We start from the raw sequence: 20,301 nt of genomic DNA, 5'->3' as shown, positions 1-20,301 counted from the left end.
AGGAGAATATTGCAATGAAAAAAATATTTTTTTTAATGTTAATTGTTAATATTATAGCTGGTTGTAATGGGATATCTTCATTAAATAATACTTATAACCAAGCACAGGGCAAAGTTATTGTAGATAATAAAAGTTATACAATGATGATAGGTAACTACGAATGGAAAGAAGATGATTTTGAAGCTAAAAAAATTAGTAATTCCGATATAAATGACTTAGCAGGTGGGTTCGATACATTAGAAGTTAAAAAAGGTAATAAATTAAAAATTGAAATTGAACAAAATCCTTCTTCAATAATCGTGAATCAATTGAATGCAGATGGTACAAGTGATGCTATTGAACTCAAAGATAATGAAATAACTCTTCCATCGGATGGGGGAACTTATATTTATGAAGTTATCGCAAGATGGAAAGAAGGAAAAATAAGTTATATTTTTGATGTTAATATAAAATAAAATAATATATTGTAGAAAAATTTAAGAAGGATTTACACCCCAATTGTTAGATATTAAACCTAACAATTGGGGTGATTTTTTATGTAGAAATGAGTTAATCACAGAAATCGCTGTTAAAGAAGAACCTCTAATTGGTAGCCGTATTAGTACTTTTGCTGCTGAGGATCAAAACTATTCTCTTGTGAATGTAAGTCAATCAACAGGTACTAGTTATGGTAAAGCTTATCTAAATGCAAGATTAAAAGTATATTCCGCTAATTCTTTCCGTCAAATTAATGGAATTAAAGAGACTTGGTGGGAGACAGTAGTGGCATGGCTTATCTAGAACAACAAAATTCAGATTTCATTTCTACAACAGGAAAATTCCCTACAACACCGGTACAAATTTCAGGTGCTGCTACTCTAATAGAAAGTTCGTATACAGCTGGTTTTGAGGCTGCTGGTTTTAGTATTTCAGGTGGTTCTAGTGGTACGTATTATGCACGTAAAAATATATCAAAGAAATATAATTACTCTCTTTATTAATTGAGAATTAGTTAAACAACTTAACTATCTCTAAAAACCAGGTGCACTATTGCCCTGGTTTTTTAATTCTTGGTCACTTGGATTCAATATTTTATGGCTGTTGCTGTGAATCACCGGTTAAGATGAATCTCACCTCTGATGTCAAATGTGCTGACTTTTGTAATGACTTAATCTTCAGTTCACACTAATTTAGCTGAAAGAAAGCTAAGTTCAAAATATTTCATTGTTCACAAAAGACAGATTTAGCGAACAATATGAACAGAGTGAATAGTTTAAATTGGGTACCATATCCCGAGGTTGGCATTTTTTCACAGAGAGGAAAAAGTAGCTCCAATAAATTGGGGGAAACTTATTTCTAGAACTAATAGATATAAAACAAGGAACATTATATGTAGCAAAAAGATTGAAATATATGATTTTGATATACATTATTAAATAAATGTTTTATTTTCAGCTAATTGGGAATTATAATATCAAGCTTAAAAGGAGGGTTAAATATGTTTAGTCTACTTTGGTTTCTTATTATAGGCGGTCTTCTTGGATGGGTAGCGAGCTTAATTAATGGGGACCAACAATTAGTGATTTCTATATTTTCCCGGCATTAATAGGTTCTATTATATTAATTTTTATAGCAAGTTTCATTTTGAAATTGATGCATAAGAATTGATTAAGACCTGGGCGATTTGCTTAGGTTTATTTTTTGGATATAATGTAAGGTTTGTTATGAAATTACCATAACTTGTAGCTGCTAGGTAATCTCCTAATATAGCGTTTGTGGCACCGATAACAAGTCATTGGACTTGACCTGTTTTATTGTTCAGACATTAATTGTGTTTTCAACTGTTACCTCTTGGGAAGCAGGAGCTGCATGTCCAAGATAGCTATTAACAATAAAAAATTAGAAGTGAAAAATTATTATTTTTGAATGGTATTAGTGGGGAGAATTCATTAAAGTAAAAAGGGCAATCTAAATTAGAGTGCCCCAAAATTAAGATTAGCTTTCTGGATAGTCTAGATGTAATGGAGGAAGAACAAGCCAACCTTTTTCTTTATTAAGTCGCAATAGTTTTGCGCCAATTTGAGCTTTGGCCAAATGGAATTGTCCATACATCAAAGCTACATCTTCTCTAGTACATGTTCCCATAGCTTGACTGCATGCAACCAAGCCTGCAGCGGTATCCATTGAAAGTGCAGCGCTAATTTCTGGGTCATTAAATTTTGCTCCAGCAGGGATGGCTTCTATTCTTGCATTTGGACGTTCAGGAGGAGCAGGTGGAAGAGCAATGCCACTCACTTTTAATAGCTTTTCTAATTGCTTATTTGCCTCTTTCATCATTTGAATACATTCTTCAATGATCTTTGCTAAATCTTTGTCACCAGTGTGATTAAAAAATGTTTGATACCCAGCAATTAATCCATTATTTGCAGCAAGACTCGTCCATATAGTGAACACTTCACCATAATGTAAAGGTTCTTTTTGCGGGTTTCCGCTTAGTATTCCCATAATTGCACTCCCTGTCTCGTTTTAGAATTTTTTCTAACAGCATTAAGGTTGTGTTGTAAATCAAAAATTTATTCAAATAATGTCCTACATCAATTACTAAACCTTTTTAGTCAGTTTCTTCAACTAACGAGGCAGGTTAGTTCAATAATTAAAATATAATTCCTGAAAATAAAATTGACATAAATTTTCAATTATGGTATAATAATAAATTTATGTATTGATTGTATTCTCCTTGTGTGGTAAATTTTCCTAAGTAATACTTAGAAAAATTTACATTTAAAATTAGGAGGAGATTAAATGAGAATAAATAAAGGATTAGCAATGTTAGAATTAAAAGTTCAGGGTTTCGGATTAAACCCAACACTGATATGGGATGATGAATTGGCTATTTTAATTGATACTGGTATGCCTGGACAATTGGAGCAAATACAACTTGCCATGAGTGAAGTCGGAGTCTCCCTTGATAAATTGAAAGCAGTAATTCTAACTCATCAGGATTTAGACCACATAGGTTCTCTTCCTGAAATTCTAAACCAATCCAATAACGACATTGAAGTGTATGCACATGTGTTTGACAAACCATATATTGAAGGAACGTTACCTCTTATTAAAACGGACCCGAATCGAATGAGTAAAGAAGAATGGGCATCCTTAACAGAACAAATGCAATTCTTATACAAGAACCCTCCGAAATCAAAGGTACATAAGACATTAGAAGACGGTCAAGAACTTTCATATTGTGGTGGTATTCAGGTTATCTTTACACCAGGTCACGCTCCTGGTCATATTAGTCTTTATTTGAAGCAAAGCAAAACTCTTGTTGCAGGTGATGCTATGGTAGTAGTAGATGGTGTTTTACGGGGACCTATTCAACAAACAACATTGGATATGAAAACTGCAATAGACTCTCTGGAAAAATTTTTGGACCTCGATATTGAAACAGTGATTTGTTATCACGGAGGTTTATGTAAAATTAATGAGAAAAAACAACTTGAAGACTTATTGGTAAAGTAACCAATGCAACTGATATGTTAAGCAGTATGAAAATATAGCGTAATATACACTCTTATTCAACTAACGGGTACTTTACTTGAAGATCATTGAGCTGTTCAGACGGCTCTTTATTCTTGTTCAACTAAAGGGGTAGGTTAGTTGAAGAGTATTGTTTAACTTGTGTTCAACAATCGGGCCGTATTGTTATATAACCATCTGAATAAACAAGCGGATTAGTCTGAAGATAAAGGGGATTTATATGAATACAAAACGTAAAAGGAAGGTCTGGGGGATAGGCTCAGGAGTATTTATTGTACTTGTTATAGCTTTCATATCTTGGTATTATCCATTATCGCTTTTTAGCATCCATAAAAGCTTTACATATCATCCTGGTTCGGAAACCCATAATGGCAAAACCTACGAAGAAGAGATTGGCGAGTTTAAAGCTGCCTATGAGAAGGATCTAAAAAAGGATTTAGAAAGTGATAATTACAATCCTACGGTAAATCGAACTCAATTTATTCTTCCGATTTTTGAACAAGAATGGCTGATCGGCACGGACTCCAAATCAATTGATAAAGATAAACTGGATAGAATGCTTTTCGATGTACAACAGGCAAGAAATACCCTGTTAGACCTTGTTTCTGAAGGAGATTATTCCAGAGAAGAAAGAGTATACATGGTTGACAGCATAAATAATTTCCTTAACTTAGAAGAAAGTATTAGATTTATAAGAAACGGAAAATACTTTTCGAGAAGTGATTTGCAAAGGATGTTAGGTAATTTACAAGGAGATTTCTGGGCAGGTTTTGATTACTATACCACCGTTTTTTATGATATATCTCATAAATAAAAGTTTGAAGCAATCGGGCGCGATTGTTTAATAAGCGTCGCTGTTCTAATTCAACTAACGAGGCAGTTTAGTTTAAGTAGAAATGATAGAATTAATAAAAGTTAATAAAAGGAAGATGTGGTGTAATTATGGGTATTATCACTTTCGGTGAAAAAGAGGATGGTAAGGAATACATATTGAGACCCGCTGTATATTGTTTAATGTTCGATAGTCAGAAAGATAAAATAGCAATTATTCAAACAAGTGATGGTAAGTATTTTCTTCCAGGTGGGGGAATAGAAAAAAATGAGACACACGAAGAGTGTTTAAAAAGAGAATCTCTTGAGGAAATGGGGATGGATATTGAGGTAGGTCATTTTGTAGGGTGTGCCCGAAGATACTTTTATTCTACAAATGAATATAAATATTACCTTAGCGAAGGGTATTTTTATTTATGCGACACGGGTAGGCAAATAAGTGAACCTACAGAAGAAGACAATTTCCTTAAATGGATTGAACCAATCCAAGCGATAGTAAATTTATTCCACGAACATCAAAGTTGGGCAGTTAATGAAGCTTTAAGACAATTAAAGTTGTTCAACTAACGGACTGATTTAGTAGAAAATCTTTGAGCTGTTCAGACAGCTCTTATTCAACTAACGGTGCAGTATTGTTTAATGAGATTGTAAAAATCAGTAAGGGTTAAAAGGAGATTGTGAATATGAGTTTAGCAGGCTATATTGGATGTAATATAGAAATACCGCTTAGCGACGAAGATTCAAATGATTTAATATTCATTGGTAACTGTTTTTCGAGTAAGTACGAACGTCAAAATGTGAAGAAATATCAATTCACTACGCCTTATGTCTATGAAGTATCAAGTGATTGGGGGATTGAGATTTCGGAATATGCGAACACAAGTACATCTGCCGAATCGAAAAAGAAGCTAATCAGACTATGTGAAATCATGGGTAGCTATCTTCGGAAAGGTGATTTCTTTGAACACTATACTTGTTGGGTTGGTGAAGAAGAAGACAAGCGAGAGGGCGAATTAACTTTGCAACTTAACAACTTTGATATTGACCAAATTGAAATGCCTGAAAAAACGTTAGTGAGATTTGAAAAATGAGTTCTTCTTCAACTAACGGAGTACTTTAGTTAACAAGACCATCAAAAAATGATGGTCTTGTTTTATGTACAATGTGAAATATTACACTTAAACTAACGGAGCAGCGCGACAAGTTTTGTTATAAGCACTAATGTGTGAAAAAACAAGGGATTCCTTGGGGAATCCTAACTTTATAACTGAGGATAGAAATGATAAAACCATGTATTTTGAAACTATCCCATTAAGATTCCTGCATGCGTCATAAGGGACAGATTATGGGGTCTGAAGCTCAGGTGAAGTCGGCAGAACAAAGGCTGAAGCCACTCCTCACGGAAAAGGTATGCCAATGGATATGCCGGATGGATGAAAAACTAAATATGGTGAGAATTTTCTTGTGGAAAAGAACAGACGAACTTCCGGATGTACGGGTCTAAAGTTAGAGCATAAGGAAACTTGTGTACCATCCAACGATGGAGTGAGTGACGTGGAGTAAAAATTGCTTCTATGAAACACGTTATACCGAACAATGGCGGTATCCAGCTCACAGGCTTACAGGAAGCACCTAAGTTTAGAAGAAATATAGCTAGGTTATAAGGGACTTGGAAAATAAGGAACGTTGTCTCAACCGAAACGGTTGCTATAAGCGATATGGCGAAATGCATTTGTCCTTATGAGGGTAGGGGTACGACCAGTGAGACCTCTGTAATGGAGTTGGAGGAACAGCCCCAAGTCTAGCGATAAGTAATAATTATTTTTCAACTGTGCATTGCACCGGTCGGGTAAGAACGTGGGAACATCACTTCAAAGAGGAATGATGCCACAGTGCAAGCTCTACGATATTGGGATTATTACGGGATGACAGACACCTTTACAGACTTACATCAACGAGCCAAAAATAAAGAATCATTCCATCTGCTATACGACATCATCACGTCGAGGAACAATATTTTATTAGCGTATCGAACAATCAACAAATAAAGGGTCGAAGACCCCTGGAACAGATGGTAAAACTATTGTAGACATAGAGAAACGATCAGAGAACGATTTAGTAGAAGAAATACAAAGTAAGCTGGAAAATTATCGTCCAAAGAAAGTCAGACGTAAACTAATCGAAAAAGATAATGGCAAGATGCGACCATTAGGTATTCCATGCATTCTGGATAGAATCATACAACTGTGCTTTAAACAAGTGTTAGAGCCTATTGCAGAGGCTCATTTCTATAATCATAGCTATGGGTTTAGACCTTTACGGTCTACTCATCATGCGATGGCAAGAATTCAATTTCTAGTTAATCGGTCGAAACTCCACTACGTTGTAGATGTGGATATAAAAGGGTTCTTTGATAATATCAATCATACCTTGCTTATTAAGCAGTTATGGAATTTAGGTATTCGGGATAGACAGGTCCTTGCCTGTATATCCAAAATGCTAAAGGCTGAAGTGGATGGAGAAGGTATTCCGACAAAGGGTTCTCCACAAGGTGGCCTACTTTCACCGTTATTGTCTAATATTGTACTAAATGAATTGGACCAGTGGATTGCGGACCAATGGGAACTATTTCCCCTCCATAAATCACTTAAAACTAGAGGTCAACTTCTTGCAAAGAATCGAACTCACTTAAAAGAAGGCTACATAGTTAGGTATGCTGATGACTTTAAAATCATCTGTCGAGACTGGAAAACTGCCGAAAAGTGGTATCATGCAGTTAAATTATTTTTAAAAGAACGTTTAAAACTTGATATTTCACCAGAAAAATCGAAGATTATTAATCTGCGCAAGAATGAGTCTGCGTTTCTTGGTTTCACAATACGTGCCAATCGTAAAGGAATAAAGCGAGTTGCACATACGTTTGTCAAAGCTGAAAAGATGCAGAAAATTAAGGCGGATGCAAAGAAACGAATAGAAATACTCCGAACATCGCCAACTACTCAAAATGCTATGCGCTTTAATAGTTTTGTCTTAGGGTTACACAATTATTTTAGCAGAGCTACTCACGTCAACTTAGCGTTCTCACGACTTGCCTATGAAATAGGTGCATCTATGTACAATCGTCTTAAACCCGTTGGTAAATATGAACATCCTAACAATCCTCCACCTGTGTATAAAAAGTTCTATGGCTTAGGCTCTAAAACTTATAAAATCGCCGGGATATACCTCTTTCCTCTCGGAATCATCAAAACTAAAAATGTGATTGGCTTTACTCAAAGTATAACCCCATTTACCGAAGAAGGTCGAGTGCAAATATCCACACGGTTGAGTAAAGATATAAGACAGGAAATAGTATTGTTAATGGAATCAAAAATACCGACACGGAGTGTCGAATATATGGATAATCGGATTAGTAGGTACAGTATGAAAAAAGGAAAATGTTAAATAACTGGCATGTTCCTAACGGTACAAAACGTGTACTGCCACCACTATATACCTGTGCATCTTGGTGGAAGCGACAAATTCAACAACTTACGTATCCTCCAAAAAGAAGTACATGTTTAATCCATATGACCGACAACATTAAGGCGAAAACACTCATAAAAACTTTGGGCATCACGGAATCGATGTTAGAAAAAATCAATAAATATCGAGAAACATGTGAGCTAGAAATAATCAAATAACCCAAATCAACAGGAGTAACTTGAAACTTATAATTAAATAATACCATCGCTAGATGGAACGCGAAATGCTTGGAAACTGGCACGTTCCGTGTGGAGTAGGGGAAAAGCTGGAGATAACTTCAAATGCTTACCTATTACTAACGTTTAATAGAAATAAGAGGGGGAAATTTGAAAAAGAAACATTGGGTTACTGTTTTAATTTTAGCATTAGCTTTTGGTGGTGTTTATTCCTTCGTGCTATTTAATCCACCTTTGGAAATAGGTACACTTGGTACAGCTGTTGGTAAAAAGTCAGTCGTTATTGGAATTGGTAATAAAGGCTTTCGTGAAGTGAAAATAGTAGAAGTATCAGTAAATAATAATGAAAAGCCATCAAACACAAAAGTACAAGTTAGTAATGCTTTACAAGGTTTCATCATAACGGATGATTATAATAATAATGAGTCAAAAAAATATGGTTTTAAGAATATAGAGGATGTATCAATTAAGGCAGACACATCTCCTGCCGCTACCTATAAAAAATTAGATGAAGGCACTGCTTCAAAAAAGGATGAAATCTATGGGATTAGTGTTTTTCATAATGAAGCAATCAATCAGATTATTGGACAGCTTCTCGTTCAAGTATTCCAACGGCTTTTTGGAACGCACCAACAACCTGACGAAAGTAATTAAACAGAATGCGTTCGGTCTTCAGAACTTCCAACATGCTCGAAGTAAAATATTGCTGACACTTAAGTAAGAATACTGAGTTCACTTTGAGTAGGGTGAGGGAATTTCACCTCATCCAGACTCAATTAAACGTCAATTTATATCTTTCAAGATAACTATTTATTTGGTTTTATATGATTATCAACAAGTTGGAGATAAATAGATCTAAGATCCATATTTTTTTTATTCATTTGATAGATGGTATAAGGCACTAGCATATCAATAATCTGTTTAAGGGTATCATTTCCTTCAGCCGTCTTAGGTATCTTAAAAATCAATCTTAAGTGTCCATTCTCTAATCTGTGCTCCTCAGACCAAACTTTAAAAGTTTTTATGTTATTTATTAGACCTTCAGATGAGTTCAGAAGTTCAATCTCATATTCGTCAGATTCTTCAAATTTCTCTTGAAGTTCAGAAAATGTACCTTGTTGAATAATCTTTCCATTCATAATAAAGGCTATTTCATCGCACAATTCCTCTGCCTCTTCCATATCATGAGTTGTAAGAATAATGGTTTTCCCTTTCTTCTTTTGTTGTTTAATGATTTCCCTCAGTTCTATCTGGCCTTTTGGGTCTAACCCTAGAGTAGGTTCGTCCATAAATATAACTTCTGGGTCGTGAATCATTGCTCTAGCTATATGAAGACGCTGCTTCATACCTTTCGAATAATGAGCAACGAGAGTATTTTTGGCTTCTGATAAACCCACTACTTCTAACCAGTAGTTAATTTGAGATTCTAATTTTTTCTTTTCTATGTGAAAAAGAGAGCCGAATAATCTTAGATTGTCTCTTCCATTTAATTGTCTGTACAGGCCTTGTTCACCTCCATAAAGAAGTCCAATTTTTGGACGGATCAGTTTTTCTTGTTTATAAATATCATGGCCTAATACTCTTAGGTTTCCTGATGTAGGAGTTAAGATTGTTGTCAACATTTTTATAGTCGTTGATTTACCAGCGCCATTTGGTCCTAGTAGTCCAAAAATTGTACCTGAAGCAACATTGAAGCTGATTTGATCAACGGCAATAGTTTCTCTTTTCTTAGTATTAAACGAACGAGTTAAATTTACCGCTTCAATCGCATTATTCAAACAGAAAATTATATACCATTACAATAAGAACTAATGTTCTTTTTTGGAATGTCGATCCACCAGGAGATATTTTCCCATACATATTTTTCTATTTCAAAAAAATATATTTTTTCCATTTTAATATAAAAATGTAACAAAAAAGGTAAAAATAAACACACCTCTTTTTAGATTCTAAATATTTGAAAAGGGGGTAATTTCAATGAATAATTCAAATGCGTTGTTATGGTGCAATGTAGAAAAAATGGCGGAAAAGAGTGTTATCTCAATCGAGAATAAGAGCAAAAAAATAAGATAACCTCCTATTATTGGGATTCAATATATTTAAAAGACTATTAAAAGTCCTCCAGATTGTTTAACTGGAGGACTTTCGTGTTCACATAATTATCGTTATTGGAAGTTGATTAATATTAGCTTATTTGTCTTATAAGTTAAATCGAGAACAAGTAGATGTACAGAGATAATAAAGTTGTTTTAAAAACGCCGGTCATGTTATTCAGCAATTGGGCCAGATTATGGAGTGACTTTATTAATTGTTTCGTTAAGGTTGTGAAGAAGTGTACTTATGCCAACGTGGCAGTTTAGTTGAATGGAAAATGTTATAATATTATTAAAATTAAGGAAATGGGGTTTGGGGAATGAAGAGTATTAAAAGATTGATTCAAGTCATCTTAGCAAGTACATCAATCCTAATTCTTAGTGGATGTTTCTCTAAAGATGATCTGAATCAACCAATACAAGAATATTTAAAAACAAACTATGGAATACAAGATGAGTTTTCTATTATTAAGACAACTAATAATTGGTTTGAAGGTATTGACCATCAAACTTATATAGAAATGAAAAAGCCGTATCGTGCTTATCCGTCCCTAATGATTAAAAGAGATACTTTAATTTTAAAAGAGGAAAGTAGTGATATCTATTTCGAACAATTCAAGGGTGCATATATTGAGCAACATCCAGAAGTAGTTCAAGTAATGAGACAGATCATAAAAAATTATGGGTTAGTAAAATATCCTAATAAAACTGTCCCAGAAGAAAATGGTCCTATTCGTATATTTCCTTACGATAACATGGAGTTTAATATAAATGATTCTCAAGAGCTACTTGATGATTTTAAAAAGACTCAAAAGATTGATACTATTGATCTTTTACCTACATTAATACCAAGTGACCCCCGACGTGAAAATTATAATAGCAGGTATGTAGGTGTGGTGAATTTTCTATTTGAATTTGACATGAATAAAAATAAACATCCTATTCCAAAGGCCAAAGATTTAATTGAGGACTTTCAAAAAAGTGGGGAATTAACAAAAGGGATATACAACATAGATATGTTAGTAGATGATTCAAATCCAGATCATTTTGTGGGATGGGAATATAATAATGTAGCTTTGTTTGAAGTCGATGAAAACGGTAAATATACCATAATTGCTACTCCTAAATATGATGATCTAGATTACTCTTACTTTTACGGAGATTATGCAGCTAAAAAAAATATAAAATAGAACTTTAGGTTTAATTACTTAATTGGAATTGACCCAAAATACACGTGGTACTACTCCTATTAGTAATAAACTTCCTCATATTTACTTATATCGAGAAAAGCTCGAGACAGGAAAGGCGCATGATATTGAATTATCACAAAGTCCAATCATACATTTAATTATATGGATTAAATAATTATTTTCCCCAAAAAACTATTTGGGATTTAAGGGGATAGAATGAATCTTCTTCAACTAATGATAAGTTAGTTAAAGAAGACATGTGCTTATTATCTTCCACAATCGGGCGCTATTGTTAAATAAACCTTAGATTTTTAAACGACTTTATTGTTATATTTTTGAGTACAGTGAAGTTTCTTATATCGAAAATTAAACAACTATATTTTAACCCCGTCTTAAATTTAGAACGGGGTTATGCTTGTTTTAGGTGTTAAAATTTAATAGCCTTATTGGGGTTCCGTCACACATCCATCAACTTAAGGATTTAGACTATTCTTGAAGTTAAAAGCACGTTACTATTCTCTTATGTTAATGAGAAAGGATGACATGTTTTTTATGAATATGCATCAAAAACAAGAGTTGTCTTTATTTGCTGAAGAGTTATATCGCTATATGTCTCCCGCTACACTTAATCAATTAGCTATAGAAGCAGGCGGAATGAAACGAAAACGCAAGTGCCGTGGGCACCATTTTTTATCTTTGTGTGTATGGTTAAATCAACAAATCGTAATTGGTTAATTAGCATTCCACAAACTCTTAATAATGGATCTACGTCAAGACTTTAGACACTCTCAAGTTAATTTATTTTGTGTTGCGCAACGTCCATTTTTGGAGTGTTCCACATCCCGAGTAGCCCGTCAAAGTGTGAATCAACAAAAAATGATTTTTGTAAATTTCTTGTCTCTTTTGTGTAGCTTAAATTAATTAAAGATGAATTCATCAGTTCTTGGATATTGTTAAAAAGAAAGGGGGTAATTGGAAATTATTTTCTTCTATTTTTGGTAGTTACAACCCTTTTTTCGTGATACTGTACTTGTTGGAAACGGGTTAGGTGACGTTATGAACAAAAAAAGAACGACGCCCTGAAAGACGCCGCTTTGTCATAAATTATAAGTGATAGAACGAATCCGTTATCCCTTCCGCACCTGAGGCAAGTACATTACAACGAACACGGAATTCTTGTTTTTTAATATAATCCGTATTGAATGTGTGAACTAAGGCCTCTTAGTTTTACCTTAATTCGTTTGTTTCATTTGTGATTGTAACAATGGATATATTGCTCGAGTTCTTGTTTGAAATGGTTCATACTTTCAAAGTTTCATATGCAGCAGCTGAATTCTTTAGATAAACAAAAGTCGCCTCATATAAGACAGCGATTTTTGTTTATCTAAAAATAATTTACAAAAAATTCAAATTGTCTCGGTTGCTTGTAAAATAGCTTGTAATAGACCAGGAAAACGATTATCTATGTCATCTTTTCGAATCGATATAAAACGTTGTGTTCCGTCTATTCTTGTGTTGATCACTCCAGATTCCCGTAGAACTTTAAAGTGATGGGAAAGTGTTGACTTAGCTATGGGAATATCTAGAGCGCTACATGACTGTTCGCCTCTCCCTGCTAGCTCCATGACTATTTTAAGCCTAATTTGATCGCTAAGAGCGTAAAGGATAGAGGATAAGCGAATTTCATTTATGTTTGGATGATACAATGTTCTCAAATTAATCACCTTCTTAAAATATAAAAAGTTAAGTCTGTTTAGTTGAACTATACTATATTTCGTGATATATTTCCATTGTTCGAACATTATGGAACAATGGAAATATATCTTTACGAATAAAAAGGAGTTGATATTGAAATATGAATAAAGATAGAGCAAAGCGAGATGTTAACACACGTTTAGCACTTATATCATTAATGATTAGTACTTTTGCAATTGGAACTACCGAATTCATTATCATGGGTATTCTGCCAGATGTAGCGAAAGATTTGAATGTAAGTATTAGTTCTACAGGATTATTAGTAACTGGTTACGCAATAGGAGTAGCGATAGGTGCTCCATTACTTACTGCTCTAACAGGAAAGATGCAGCGTAAAAAACTATTATTGATGTTGATGTTATTGTTTGTAATTGGTAATACATTATGTGCTGTTGCTCCTACATATGAATTTCTTTTAGTATCAAGGGTATTAGCAGCTTTTGCTCATGGAACATTTTTTGGTGTAGGGTCTGTTGTAGCTTCAAGATTAGTTCCTCCTGAAAAGCAATCAAGTGCCGTTGCAATGATCTTTACAGGGGTATCTGTTGCCAATATTATAGGTGTACCATTAGGTACTTTTGTTGGACAAAGTCTAGGATGGAGAGCATCTTTTTGGATTATTAGTGCATTAGGGGTTGTGGCAATATTATGTATCACAAAGTTCATTCCACAAATAGCTCTTACGTCCGTTCCAAGTTTTCGTCAAGAAATTCGAGTGCTGAAAAAGCCACAAGTTCAACTTACTTTATTAATGACTATTCTTAGTTTCGTAGGGGTTTTTGCGGCATTTACATACATTGCACCAACTTTAACAGATATTACAAAATTTAGTGCTAGTGCGATTACACCGATTCTCCTATTGTATGGATTAGGATTAACAATAGGTAATACAGTAGCTGGTAGACTTTCAGATTGGAAGCCTATGTCTACAATTATTGGTATGCTCGCTTTATTAACACTTGTTATGCAACCTCTTTTTCTTTTTTTACACTAATTTATCATAAAAGCTTTAATTATCGAAGAGGTCCAATAATTCCAATTTCTAGAGCCTTTTGAACAGCTTCTTCTTTGTTACGGACTCCTAGCTTTGTATAAGCTGTGGAAGCATAATTTCTGACCGTACCATTCGATAAATATAACCTTGATGCTATGGTAGTGTATCGAAGTCCCTTTGCTACTAGCTGCAATATTTCTATCTCCCTAGCTGTTAGCTCATAAACGGTTGCTTTTGATTGTGGTGTCTCTTTTTGCTCATCAAACTTCTCAAATATTTTGTGAGACATCCCCTGATCAATCAGTGTCCCACCTTTGTGAATAAGTCGGATTGTATTAGCTAGCTCCAACGTTTCAATAGATTTGAGTAAAAAACCATCCGCACCGTTGCGAAGCGATTCCAACGCCTGTTCGGTATCCTGAAACGTTGTAAAAATCAATACGCGGATATGTGGCCATTGTTGCTTAATCTTTTTTGTTGCTTCGATTCCATCCATGTGCTGCATATCTAAATCCATAAGTATAACGTGGGGTTGAAGGCGCCCACACAAATCGATGGCTTGATTGCCATCCTCAGCAAAACCGACTACATTTAAATCTTCATATCTATCGAGCAATATACTCAAACTTTCTCGAACATACGGCTGGTCGTCTACAATCAACAAGCGAATAAGTCCATCTTTTATTTCAGTTTGTCGTGGTATGGTACAAGTAACAAGCATACCTTCCTCTGGCTTTGTATATACAGACAATTGCCCTTGCAAATTCATTGCCCGTTCTTTCATCGCATTCATACCGAAGCCTTCTTGCCATTCTACATTTCCTTTTCCATTATCTTGAACTTCCAATCTCGTATATTGTTGTTCAAACTGCAATGAAACTGTAATTTCAGTCCCCTGACCATGACGTACTGCATTCGTAAGAGATTCTTGAAAGCAACGAATGAACGTGATCTTCGCTTGCCGAGACAATTGATATTCCTCTCCGAATGTTCTAAAACTTACATTTACCTGAGCGTGCTCCTGAAATTCGGCTCCAAGATTTTGTAGAGATTGAATTAAGGAGGTTGATTGACACGGAGACTCCATTTGATGTAGGTAACCTCTCACGTCCTCGATGCTTTTACGTCCCATTTCAAGCAGAGAATCTAGCCTCTGTATACCCATTTCAGTAGCAAGCTCGGTGCGCAACGTTTCCATTCCCATAATAATAGAAGTATAAGCGTGACCAACTGTATCATGAAGCTCACTCGACAGCCTGTTTCGTTCCTCTGCCAGTGTAATGCGTTCAATCTGAGACATATATTGCTCAAGTACCGCGTTTTGTTTACGAATTGCTTCATTTTGCTTATGATTGACGATTAATAAATGGAAAGCGAAGCCCATTACATAAGCAAGTCCATAGTAGGTAACCAAAATCCAATAGTTATTACTTGGTGCAACCGCATAGAAAATTCCAGTTGTTATAAAAACTGTTGTTGGAGCTGTCCAATAATAGGACAAATGCTTACTATTCGCAGCAATCAGAAAAACCGATATAAGAAATGTATTGTTAGCTTCCGGATATAAAGAGGTTAAATATATACACAGTCCACCATATAGCAGTATTTCTGTGAACAAGTAATATTTGTAATTGAACAGTAAGGCTACCCATGGAATCGAGAAGGCAACAACCTCCCAAAAAATAATAATCCAAAGTGGCAATGTTAAACTATCCTGAACATCTAATGTGTTTATGGCGATAGAGATACTAACAAGTATACGGACTCCTAACATAATCCAATCGTACCAAACCCAATACTTAACCATATCTAACAAGTCATTTCCCCCCTAAATAGCCTACCTTTTTACTTCCTATATTATAAATTAATCCTTCATTGTTATAATTTTTAATTTTACACTACAATTCTCTCACAGAAGGCAAACTTCTATCGATTTAGTTGCTGAATCATGCTACGTGTATATCCCCCAATTTTCTTTGTCAAACGATCTACTATTCTACTACTTATGGCGGTAAATACTATACCCATAAACATTACAAAGAGTGACTTAGTAAAGGTATCTATCTGTATGAATATAATATTCATTTCGATGTGGCGATACAGTAGTGGTGCCAACAGCAATATAAGTGGCATTACATAAAAAATGATTGCACCAATGAGACTGAAAATACCAATTACTAATTTCTGCATTAACCAAAAGACAGCAGACCAAGTGCGACGATCTGTAAGCACTAATTTCACCTGAGTCCAGTTCGATGTATCTATTGTTATACTTCTATTATAAGAGTCTGTTGAAATATCTGTATAAATTTTCGTCTGTATGCGCTCGAATTGGATAAAAGGTGTAGTAGTCTGTAGTACGCGTATAACTAGTGGAATCCCAATTACCGTGAATGAAAGGGTGAAGCTGAATAGCAGAGCTATTAGATAAAAACAAAAATAAAACAATCCTGTAACGAAAGTTAGCAATAAAAAATAACCATTCTGGATGAATCTTGATTTCATAAAGTTCATCGCTCCTATCTATGTAATAACCGAATTGTACTGCTTTTTTTGTCATTCTCACTAGTGTAAAAGTATCATATGACATTTCTAAATGATACTAAAAAGGGGAGAGTAACCTACTTCTGGTTAAAAAAAGATGCTTTTATTAACCTCCACAAAACAATCCCGTTCTTGCAGATGCAAGAAGGGATTGTTTTGTACTTTTATTTAATATGAGATGGACTTGTTTTTCGAATATGAAAAATAATATCAAATTGCTCAAGCAATGACTTATCAAAGTATGCCGATTCGTTCGGTAAGAGTCGTGCCCCTATACTTAGTAATGGTCTTTTTGCTTTAACCCATTTCTCTGCTGGTCCTTTAAGGTGACGGTTATCCAATAAAAACATTTTATATGGTACTTTTCCGAGGGTATAATTGAAACTATTTACATCTTGTGGAATCAGATCCGTTATAATCTTATCTGCGGTGTCGTTGTATAAGGTGAAATTCCCCTCCGTAGTTGTACTGCCAATTGTGACATAATTATTGTCTAAACGTTCCTTCAAATACTGCCCCGCAACATAAGGGTATAATTTCTCATCGATAATTCCTTTAGCTATATGAACATTGTGTCCCCATACCATAGTTTTACCACCGAATGTTTCTTGTGCCCACATTGCATAATCGGCCATGTATTGCTCATGTAGCTTTAACATACTTGGATAGTCGTTAGGAATTAGCATTGTGGTAAATTTCTCTATTGCACTTGCCGTTGCTTTCACCCAAATGTACTCGGGTGAAACTATTTCTGTGTTGGCTTGCTCATTCTCATCTTTTAGTAATCGGGCTACTCTCTCAGCGTTTGCTTTGAACTTCTCTTTTATTTCAGGAGCAAGTTCCATATATTCCTTTGTACTTCCATTAAAAGACGACAATTCTTTATAATTTTCTTCTACTTCTGCCAGTAAATCTGGTCGATGCTGCCTTACATAATCAATTACTTTATTAAAGCAACCTTGGTCCAACTCCTTTAAGTCGAGCCCAATAAATTGGATCTTTTTTTTATTGGATGGATCAGCATTATAATCTTTCATCCACTCAATCATGGCTATAATTTCATCAGTAGGATATAACAAGTTTAAAAATTCTCTAGGGTTTCCTTTTCCTGTTTGGATATATTCATTTAGCTTTAAGCCGCTTCCCCAATTTTCTTCCATTGTGAAATTTGTAAAACCCATCTCAGTAACTAAATATTTCACAAGGCGAAACTTCATAGTGAAAATTTCAGAGCTTCCATGAGTATTCTCTCCTAATCCTACATATTGTGCACTCCCAATCATTTTCTTAAGTGGTTTTAAATCTTCAAATGGTTTTGACGGCTCTATCGTTTTTAATGGGTTAGCCTGTGATTGTATTGATTTAACTATATTTTTTTGGATTGATTGGCCTGAATTTTCGACTGCTACTGTTTGAGCCTTTCCTACTTCTCCACATCCTGTGACTAATAAAGCTGTACTAACCATTGCAATTATTCTTTTCTTATTCATTTTTTTCCACCTCAATTGGATTATTTTTAAAAGCAAGATTGATTCATGTACTTGCACGAATCAATTGCCTTAATTCAATTGTTATCTATTCCATATCATACTTTCTAGTTACATATTGTCATAAGGTTAAATTGACACAAGTCATAGGTTAATCATTACACTTTTGTACTATCGGCTATGACAACTTATAAATAATAATTACATTGATGAGTCGTAAGTAAGACTAGATTATGAGTTTGGGAGGGATTTTAAAGACGAATTAATCCGTATGCCAAAATATTTTTATTCTAAGTTGTGTCTGTGTAAATGACAAGAAGTAAATTCGATAAACAAATGAATTAAAGGGGAAGGGCGGATTACAATGATATTACACGCAAAATCGTTCCACAATAAAGATAAAATCCAACGTGCTAAAATAGGACTTCAACTCTTTCTGAGTATCTTAATCATTACTTCTATTATCCTAAATGTAGTAGAAATAATTACTAAAAGTATGCCGCTTATTGTGGTATATATGTTTACCCCAGCATTTTCTTCTATTTTGACTCGCATAATACTAAAAGAAGGGTTTAAAGATGTATCTTTTAGTTTCGGTAACTTAAAGATATGGAAGGGGATTGGTCTTGCTCTGCTAATACCTATGATTATTTGTGGAATTACTTATTCTATCGCCTGGTTGAGCGGAATTGCGAGGTTTCAGTCTCCAGAAGGTGGTATGTTAGAACCAATCTACAATATACTTGGACTTCAGTATATACCGGCGCCATTCAGTTTCATTTATCTAGTAGTATTGAGCGGCATTTTAGGAAGTTTGCTTAACTTAATCCCAGTTTTGGGAGAAGAAATGGGTTGGCGAGGTTATATGCTTACAAGGCTAGTCGATGCAGAGTTTTCACGCCCCATCCTTATTAGTGGATTGATTTGGGCAACGTGGCATGTTCCAATTGTTATTGCTGGTCTATACGTAGAGGGACCATCTGTCTTTCTCTCTGTACTTGGCATCTATTTTTGTATTGTACCATTCAGTTATATTACAGCTTATTTACGACTTATCACAGGTAGTGTTTGGCCGTCGGTTATCATCCACACCACTTGGAATGCCATTATTCAAGGACCTTTCGCACGTGCAAGTACAGGATATCAAACTGAGATTTGGATTGGAGAATCTGGCTTGATAACCGCTATTATCATCTTGATTACTGCAATAATTACGTCTCGAATAGTAAATTTCACCAAATAGCATACAGATGTGTTTCAAATTCAATTGGTGAAATATTCTAAGGAGAAGATACGTGTAAAAACAGGCCACATAATTCCTTTTATTCCCAATATTCATTTGAAATCGGATTTTTTATTTTTTGGCTTTATTAAATTATATTGTTGATAATTGCGAAATAAAAATGACTTATCGATAGGGTAAGTCATTTTTCAATTTCCAGTTCAGTTATTGGGGGTTTTTGCCCATCCCCACCACGAAAAGGGGGAATAAGAAAACGTATTACTCTTCATTCCTATTTTTTTTTACTAATAATGGGTGTATTTTATGGATACATTAATAGCATTAAACACAAAAGATAGTGTTATTCAGAAAATCATATATCATATAGAATTGTTTCAGTCATTTGAAAATGTGGAATGATGTGATTTTTTTACTTCCTCTTCACCCTTATCATATTTACGAAGCTTTACATTCTCTTGGAGTAAGTACAAAAAAAGATTTGTTGTTTTATGAAATACCAACGGAAAAATTGATGGAAAATAAAAATGCTGTGTACTTTTATAATAAAGAAAATTATAAAGGTCCAGCTACGGATATACCTGATGAAGAGATTCAAATTATTGATATAATTTCTTATCAAAAATGCTCGGCTTTGCCAGCAGACACATTAAAATACTTCACAGAAGAACAACAAAAGGGCGTTAACTTTGGTATGTTCGCATATATTCCCCATATTTTGAGTTTAGGAAACATTAATCTTAGAGATGTTAACAAGATTAACTGGAGTGTTGTTCCAGTTCAAACATAATTGAAGCGATTGGTTTGATAAATCCGAGACCTTATTCAACTAACGGGGTGCTTTTGTTTAAGAAGGAGAGCGTAAAATATCTTGTGTAAATGAATAAATAGAAAAAGGAAGACCTTTTCTTGTAGAATTAAGTCACCATAACACAATTCACAGAAAAGAG

The 20,301-nt window shown here is 34.5% G+C and carries 19 protein-coding genes and 3 pseudogenes; 15 read left to right on the top strand and 7 right to left on the bottom strand.

All coding sequences use genetic code 11. The features are described from left to right. The first annotated feature begins 14 nt into the window (after positions 1–14). Genes ACQKMD_RS18100 through ACQKMD_RS18090 form a run of 3 tightly spaced genes read left to right on the top strand, consistent with a single transcriptional unit; the run spans position 15 to position 980 of the window. A complete protein-coding gene (locus ACQKMD_RS18100; protein ID WP_427753774.1) occupies positions 15–455 on the top strand; it encodes a hypothetical protein in 441 nt (146 codons plus the stop codon). A 43-nt stretch (positions 456–498) separates the two neighbouring features. Beyond that, positions 499–780, top strand: coding sequence for a hypothetical protein (locus ACQKMD_RS18095; RefSeq protein WP_427753773.1), 282 nt, complete (start codon positions 499–501; stop codon positions 778–780). Then, the gene (locus tag ACQKMD_RS18090; RefSeq protein WP_427753772.1) at positions 768–980 is read left to right on the top strand and encodes a hypothetical protein; all 213 of its coding nucleotides are present in this window, start codon (positions 768–770) and stop codon (positions 978–980) included. Before ACQKMD_RS18095 ends, ACQKMD_RS18090 begins: the two co-directional genes overlap by 13 nt. A 994-nt stretch (positions 981–1,974) precedes the next feature. Here the strand turns inward: ACQKMD_RS18090 and ACQKMD_RS18085 are convergent. Continuing rightward, the gene (locus tag ACQKMD_RS18085) at positions 1,975–2,484 is read right to left on the bottom strand and encodes a DUF3231 family protein (protein WP_427753771.1); all 510 of its coding nucleotides are present in this window, start codon (positions 2,482–2,484) and stop codon (positions 1,975–1,977) included. 297 nt (positions 2,485–2,781) lie between these two features. On the opposite strand from ACQKMD_RS18085, the gene ACQKMD_RS18080 reads away from it, so the two are divergent. The 7 genes and pseudogenes from ACQKMD_RS18080 (at position 2,782) to ACQKMD_RS18050 (ending at position 8,769) form a co-directional block, all read left to right on the top strand. Beyond that, positions 2,782–3,498 (top strand): MBL fold metallo-hydrolase, encoded by a 717-nt coding sequence (locus ACQKMD_RS18080; protein ID WP_427753770.1) that lies wholly within the window; start codon positions 2,782–2,784, stop codon positions 3,496–3,498. A 238-nt stretch (positions 3,499–3,736) separates the two neighbouring features. Beyond that, positions 3,737–4,330: a hypothetical protein gene (locus ACQKMD_RS18075; RefSeq protein ID WP_427753769.1), complete on the top strand. Its 594-nt coding sequence runs from the start codon at positions 3,737–3,739 to the stop codon at positions 4,328–4,330. Positions 4,331–4,458: 128 nt separating this feature from the next. Beyond that, positions 4,459–4,914, top strand: coding sequence for an NUDIX hydrolase (locus ACQKMD_RS18070; protein WP_427753768.1), 456 nt, complete (start codon positions 4,459–4,461; stop codon positions 4,912–4,914). 116 nt (positions 4,915–5,030) lie between these two features. Further along, positions 5,031–5,438, top strand: coding sequence for a hypothetical protein (locus ACQKMD_RS18065; RefSeq protein WP_427753767.1), 408 nt, complete (start codon positions 5,031–5,033; stop codon positions 5,436–5,438). Positions 5,439–6,239: 801 nt separating this feature from the next. Further along, positions 6,240–8,030, top strand: a pseudogene (ltrA, locus tag ACQKMD_RS18060) (group II intron reverse transcriptase/maturase). Between the two features lie 168 nt (positions 8,031–8,198). After that, positions 8,199–8,702 carry a hypothetical protein gene (locus ACQKMD_RS18055; protein WP_427753766.1) on the top strand — a complete coding sequence of 168 codons (504 nt, stop codon included), beginning with the start codon at positions 8,199–8,201 and terminating at the stop codon, positions 8,700–8,702. Continuing rightward, positions 8,668–8,769, top strand: a complete 102-nt coding sequence (locus ACQKMD_RS18050) for a hypothetical protein (protein ID WP_427753765.1) — start codon at positions 8,668–8,670, stop codon at positions 8,767–8,769. The genes ACQKMD_RS18055 and ACQKMD_RS18050 overlap by 35 nt, the downstream gene beginning before the upstream one ends. An 85-nt stretch (positions 8,770–8,854) precedes the next feature. Here ACQKMD_RS18050 and ACQKMD_RS18045 read toward each other — a convergent pair whose 3' ends face one another. Beyond that, on the bottom strand, positions 8,855–9,826 hold the full coding sequence (locus ACQKMD_RS18045; RefSeq protein WP_427753764.1) for an ABC transporter ATP-binding protein: 972 nt from the start codon (positions 9,824–9,826) through the stop codon (positions 8,855–8,857). Positions 9,827–10,461: 635 nt separating this feature from the next. Between ACQKMD_RS18045 and ACQKMD_RS18040 the strand changes: the two genes are divergently transcribed. Both ACQKMD_RS18040 and ACQKMD_RS18035 read left to right on the top strand, forming a co-directional pair. Further along, a complete protein-coding gene (locus tag ACQKMD_RS18040; protein WP_427753763.1) occupies positions 10,462–11,331 on the top strand; it encodes a hypothetical protein in 870 nt (289 codons plus the stop codon). 552 nt (positions 11,332–11,883) lie between these two features. Further along, positions 11,884–12,054 (top strand): annotated as a pseudogene (locus ACQKMD_RS18035) (IS4 family transposase); the annotation flags it as partial. 529 nt (positions 12,055–12,583) lie between these two features. Here ACQKMD_RS18035 and ACQKMD_RS18030 read toward each other — a convergent pair. Together ACQKMD_RS18030 and ACQKMD_RS18025 are read right to left on the bottom strand one after the other, a co-directional pair. Next, a pseudogene (locus tag ACQKMD_RS18030) lies at positions 12,584–12,643 on the bottom strand (hypothetical protein); the annotation flags it as partial. Between the two features lie 94 nt (positions 12,644–12,737). Continuing rightward, the gene (locus ACQKMD_RS18025) at positions 12,738–13,046 is read right to left on the bottom strand and encodes an ArsR/SmtB family transcription factor (RefSeq protein WP_427753762.1); all 309 of its coding nucleotides are present in this window, start codon (positions 13,044–13,046) and stop codon (positions 12,738–12,740) included. Positions 13,047–13,186: 140 nt separating this feature from the next. On the opposite strand from ACQKMD_RS18025, the gene ACQKMD_RS18020 reads away from it, so the two are divergent. Beyond that, entirely contained in the window at positions 13,187–14,080 is an 894-nt protein-coding gene (locus ACQKMD_RS18020) for an MFS transporter (protein WP_427753761.1), read from the top strand. A gap of 19 nt (positions 14,081–14,099) precedes the next feature. On the opposite strand, the gene ACQKMD_RS18015 is transcribed toward ACQKMD_RS18020, so the two are convergent. The 3 genes from ACQKMD_RS18015 to ACQKMD_RS18005 form a co-directional block, all read right to left on the bottom strand. Continuing rightward, positions 14,100–15,896 (bottom strand): response regulator, encoded by a 1,797-nt coding sequence (locus ACQKMD_RS18015; RefSeq protein ID WP_427753760.1) that lies wholly within the window; start codon positions 15,894–15,896, stop codon positions 14,100–14,102. 110 nt (positions 15,897–16,006) lie between these two features. Continuing rightward, complete coding sequence (locus ACQKMD_RS18010) at positions 16,007–16,585, bottom strand: sensor domain-containing protein (protein ID WP_427753758.1); 579 nt, start codon at positions 16,583–16,585, stop codon at positions 16,007–16,009. Positions 16,586–16,788: 203 nt separating this feature from the next. Beyond that, on the bottom strand, positions 16,789–18,114 hold the full coding sequence (locus tag ACQKMD_RS18005) for an erythromycin esterase family protein (protein ID WP_427753757.1): 1,326 nt from the start codon (positions 18,112–18,114) through the stop codon (positions 16,789–16,791). A 361-nt stretch (positions 18,115–18,475) separates the two neighbouring features. Between ACQKMD_RS18005 and ACQKMD_RS18000 the strand changes: the two genes are divergently transcribed. Further along, positions 18,476–19,354, top strand: coding sequence for a CPBP family intramembrane glutamic endopeptidase (locus ACQKMD_RS18000; protein ID WP_427753755.1), 879 nt, complete (start codon positions 18,476–18,478; stop codon positions 19,352–19,354). A gap of 400 nt (positions 19,355–19,754) precedes the next feature. After that, a complete protein-coding gene (locus tag ACQKMD_RS17995) occupies positions 19,755–20,141 on the top strand; it encodes a hypothetical protein (RefSeq protein WP_427753753.1) in 387 nt (128 codons plus the stop codon). Positions 20,142–20,301 lie beyond the last annotated feature (160 nt).

Source organism: Viridibacillus sp. NPDC096237 (genome assembly GCF_050278625.1).
In the GTDB taxonomy this organism is placed as follows: domain Bacteria; phylum Bacillota; class Bacilli; order Bacillales_A; family Planococcaceae; genus Viridibacillus.
This window is presented reverse-complemented; position numbering and strand designations above follow the sequence as displayed.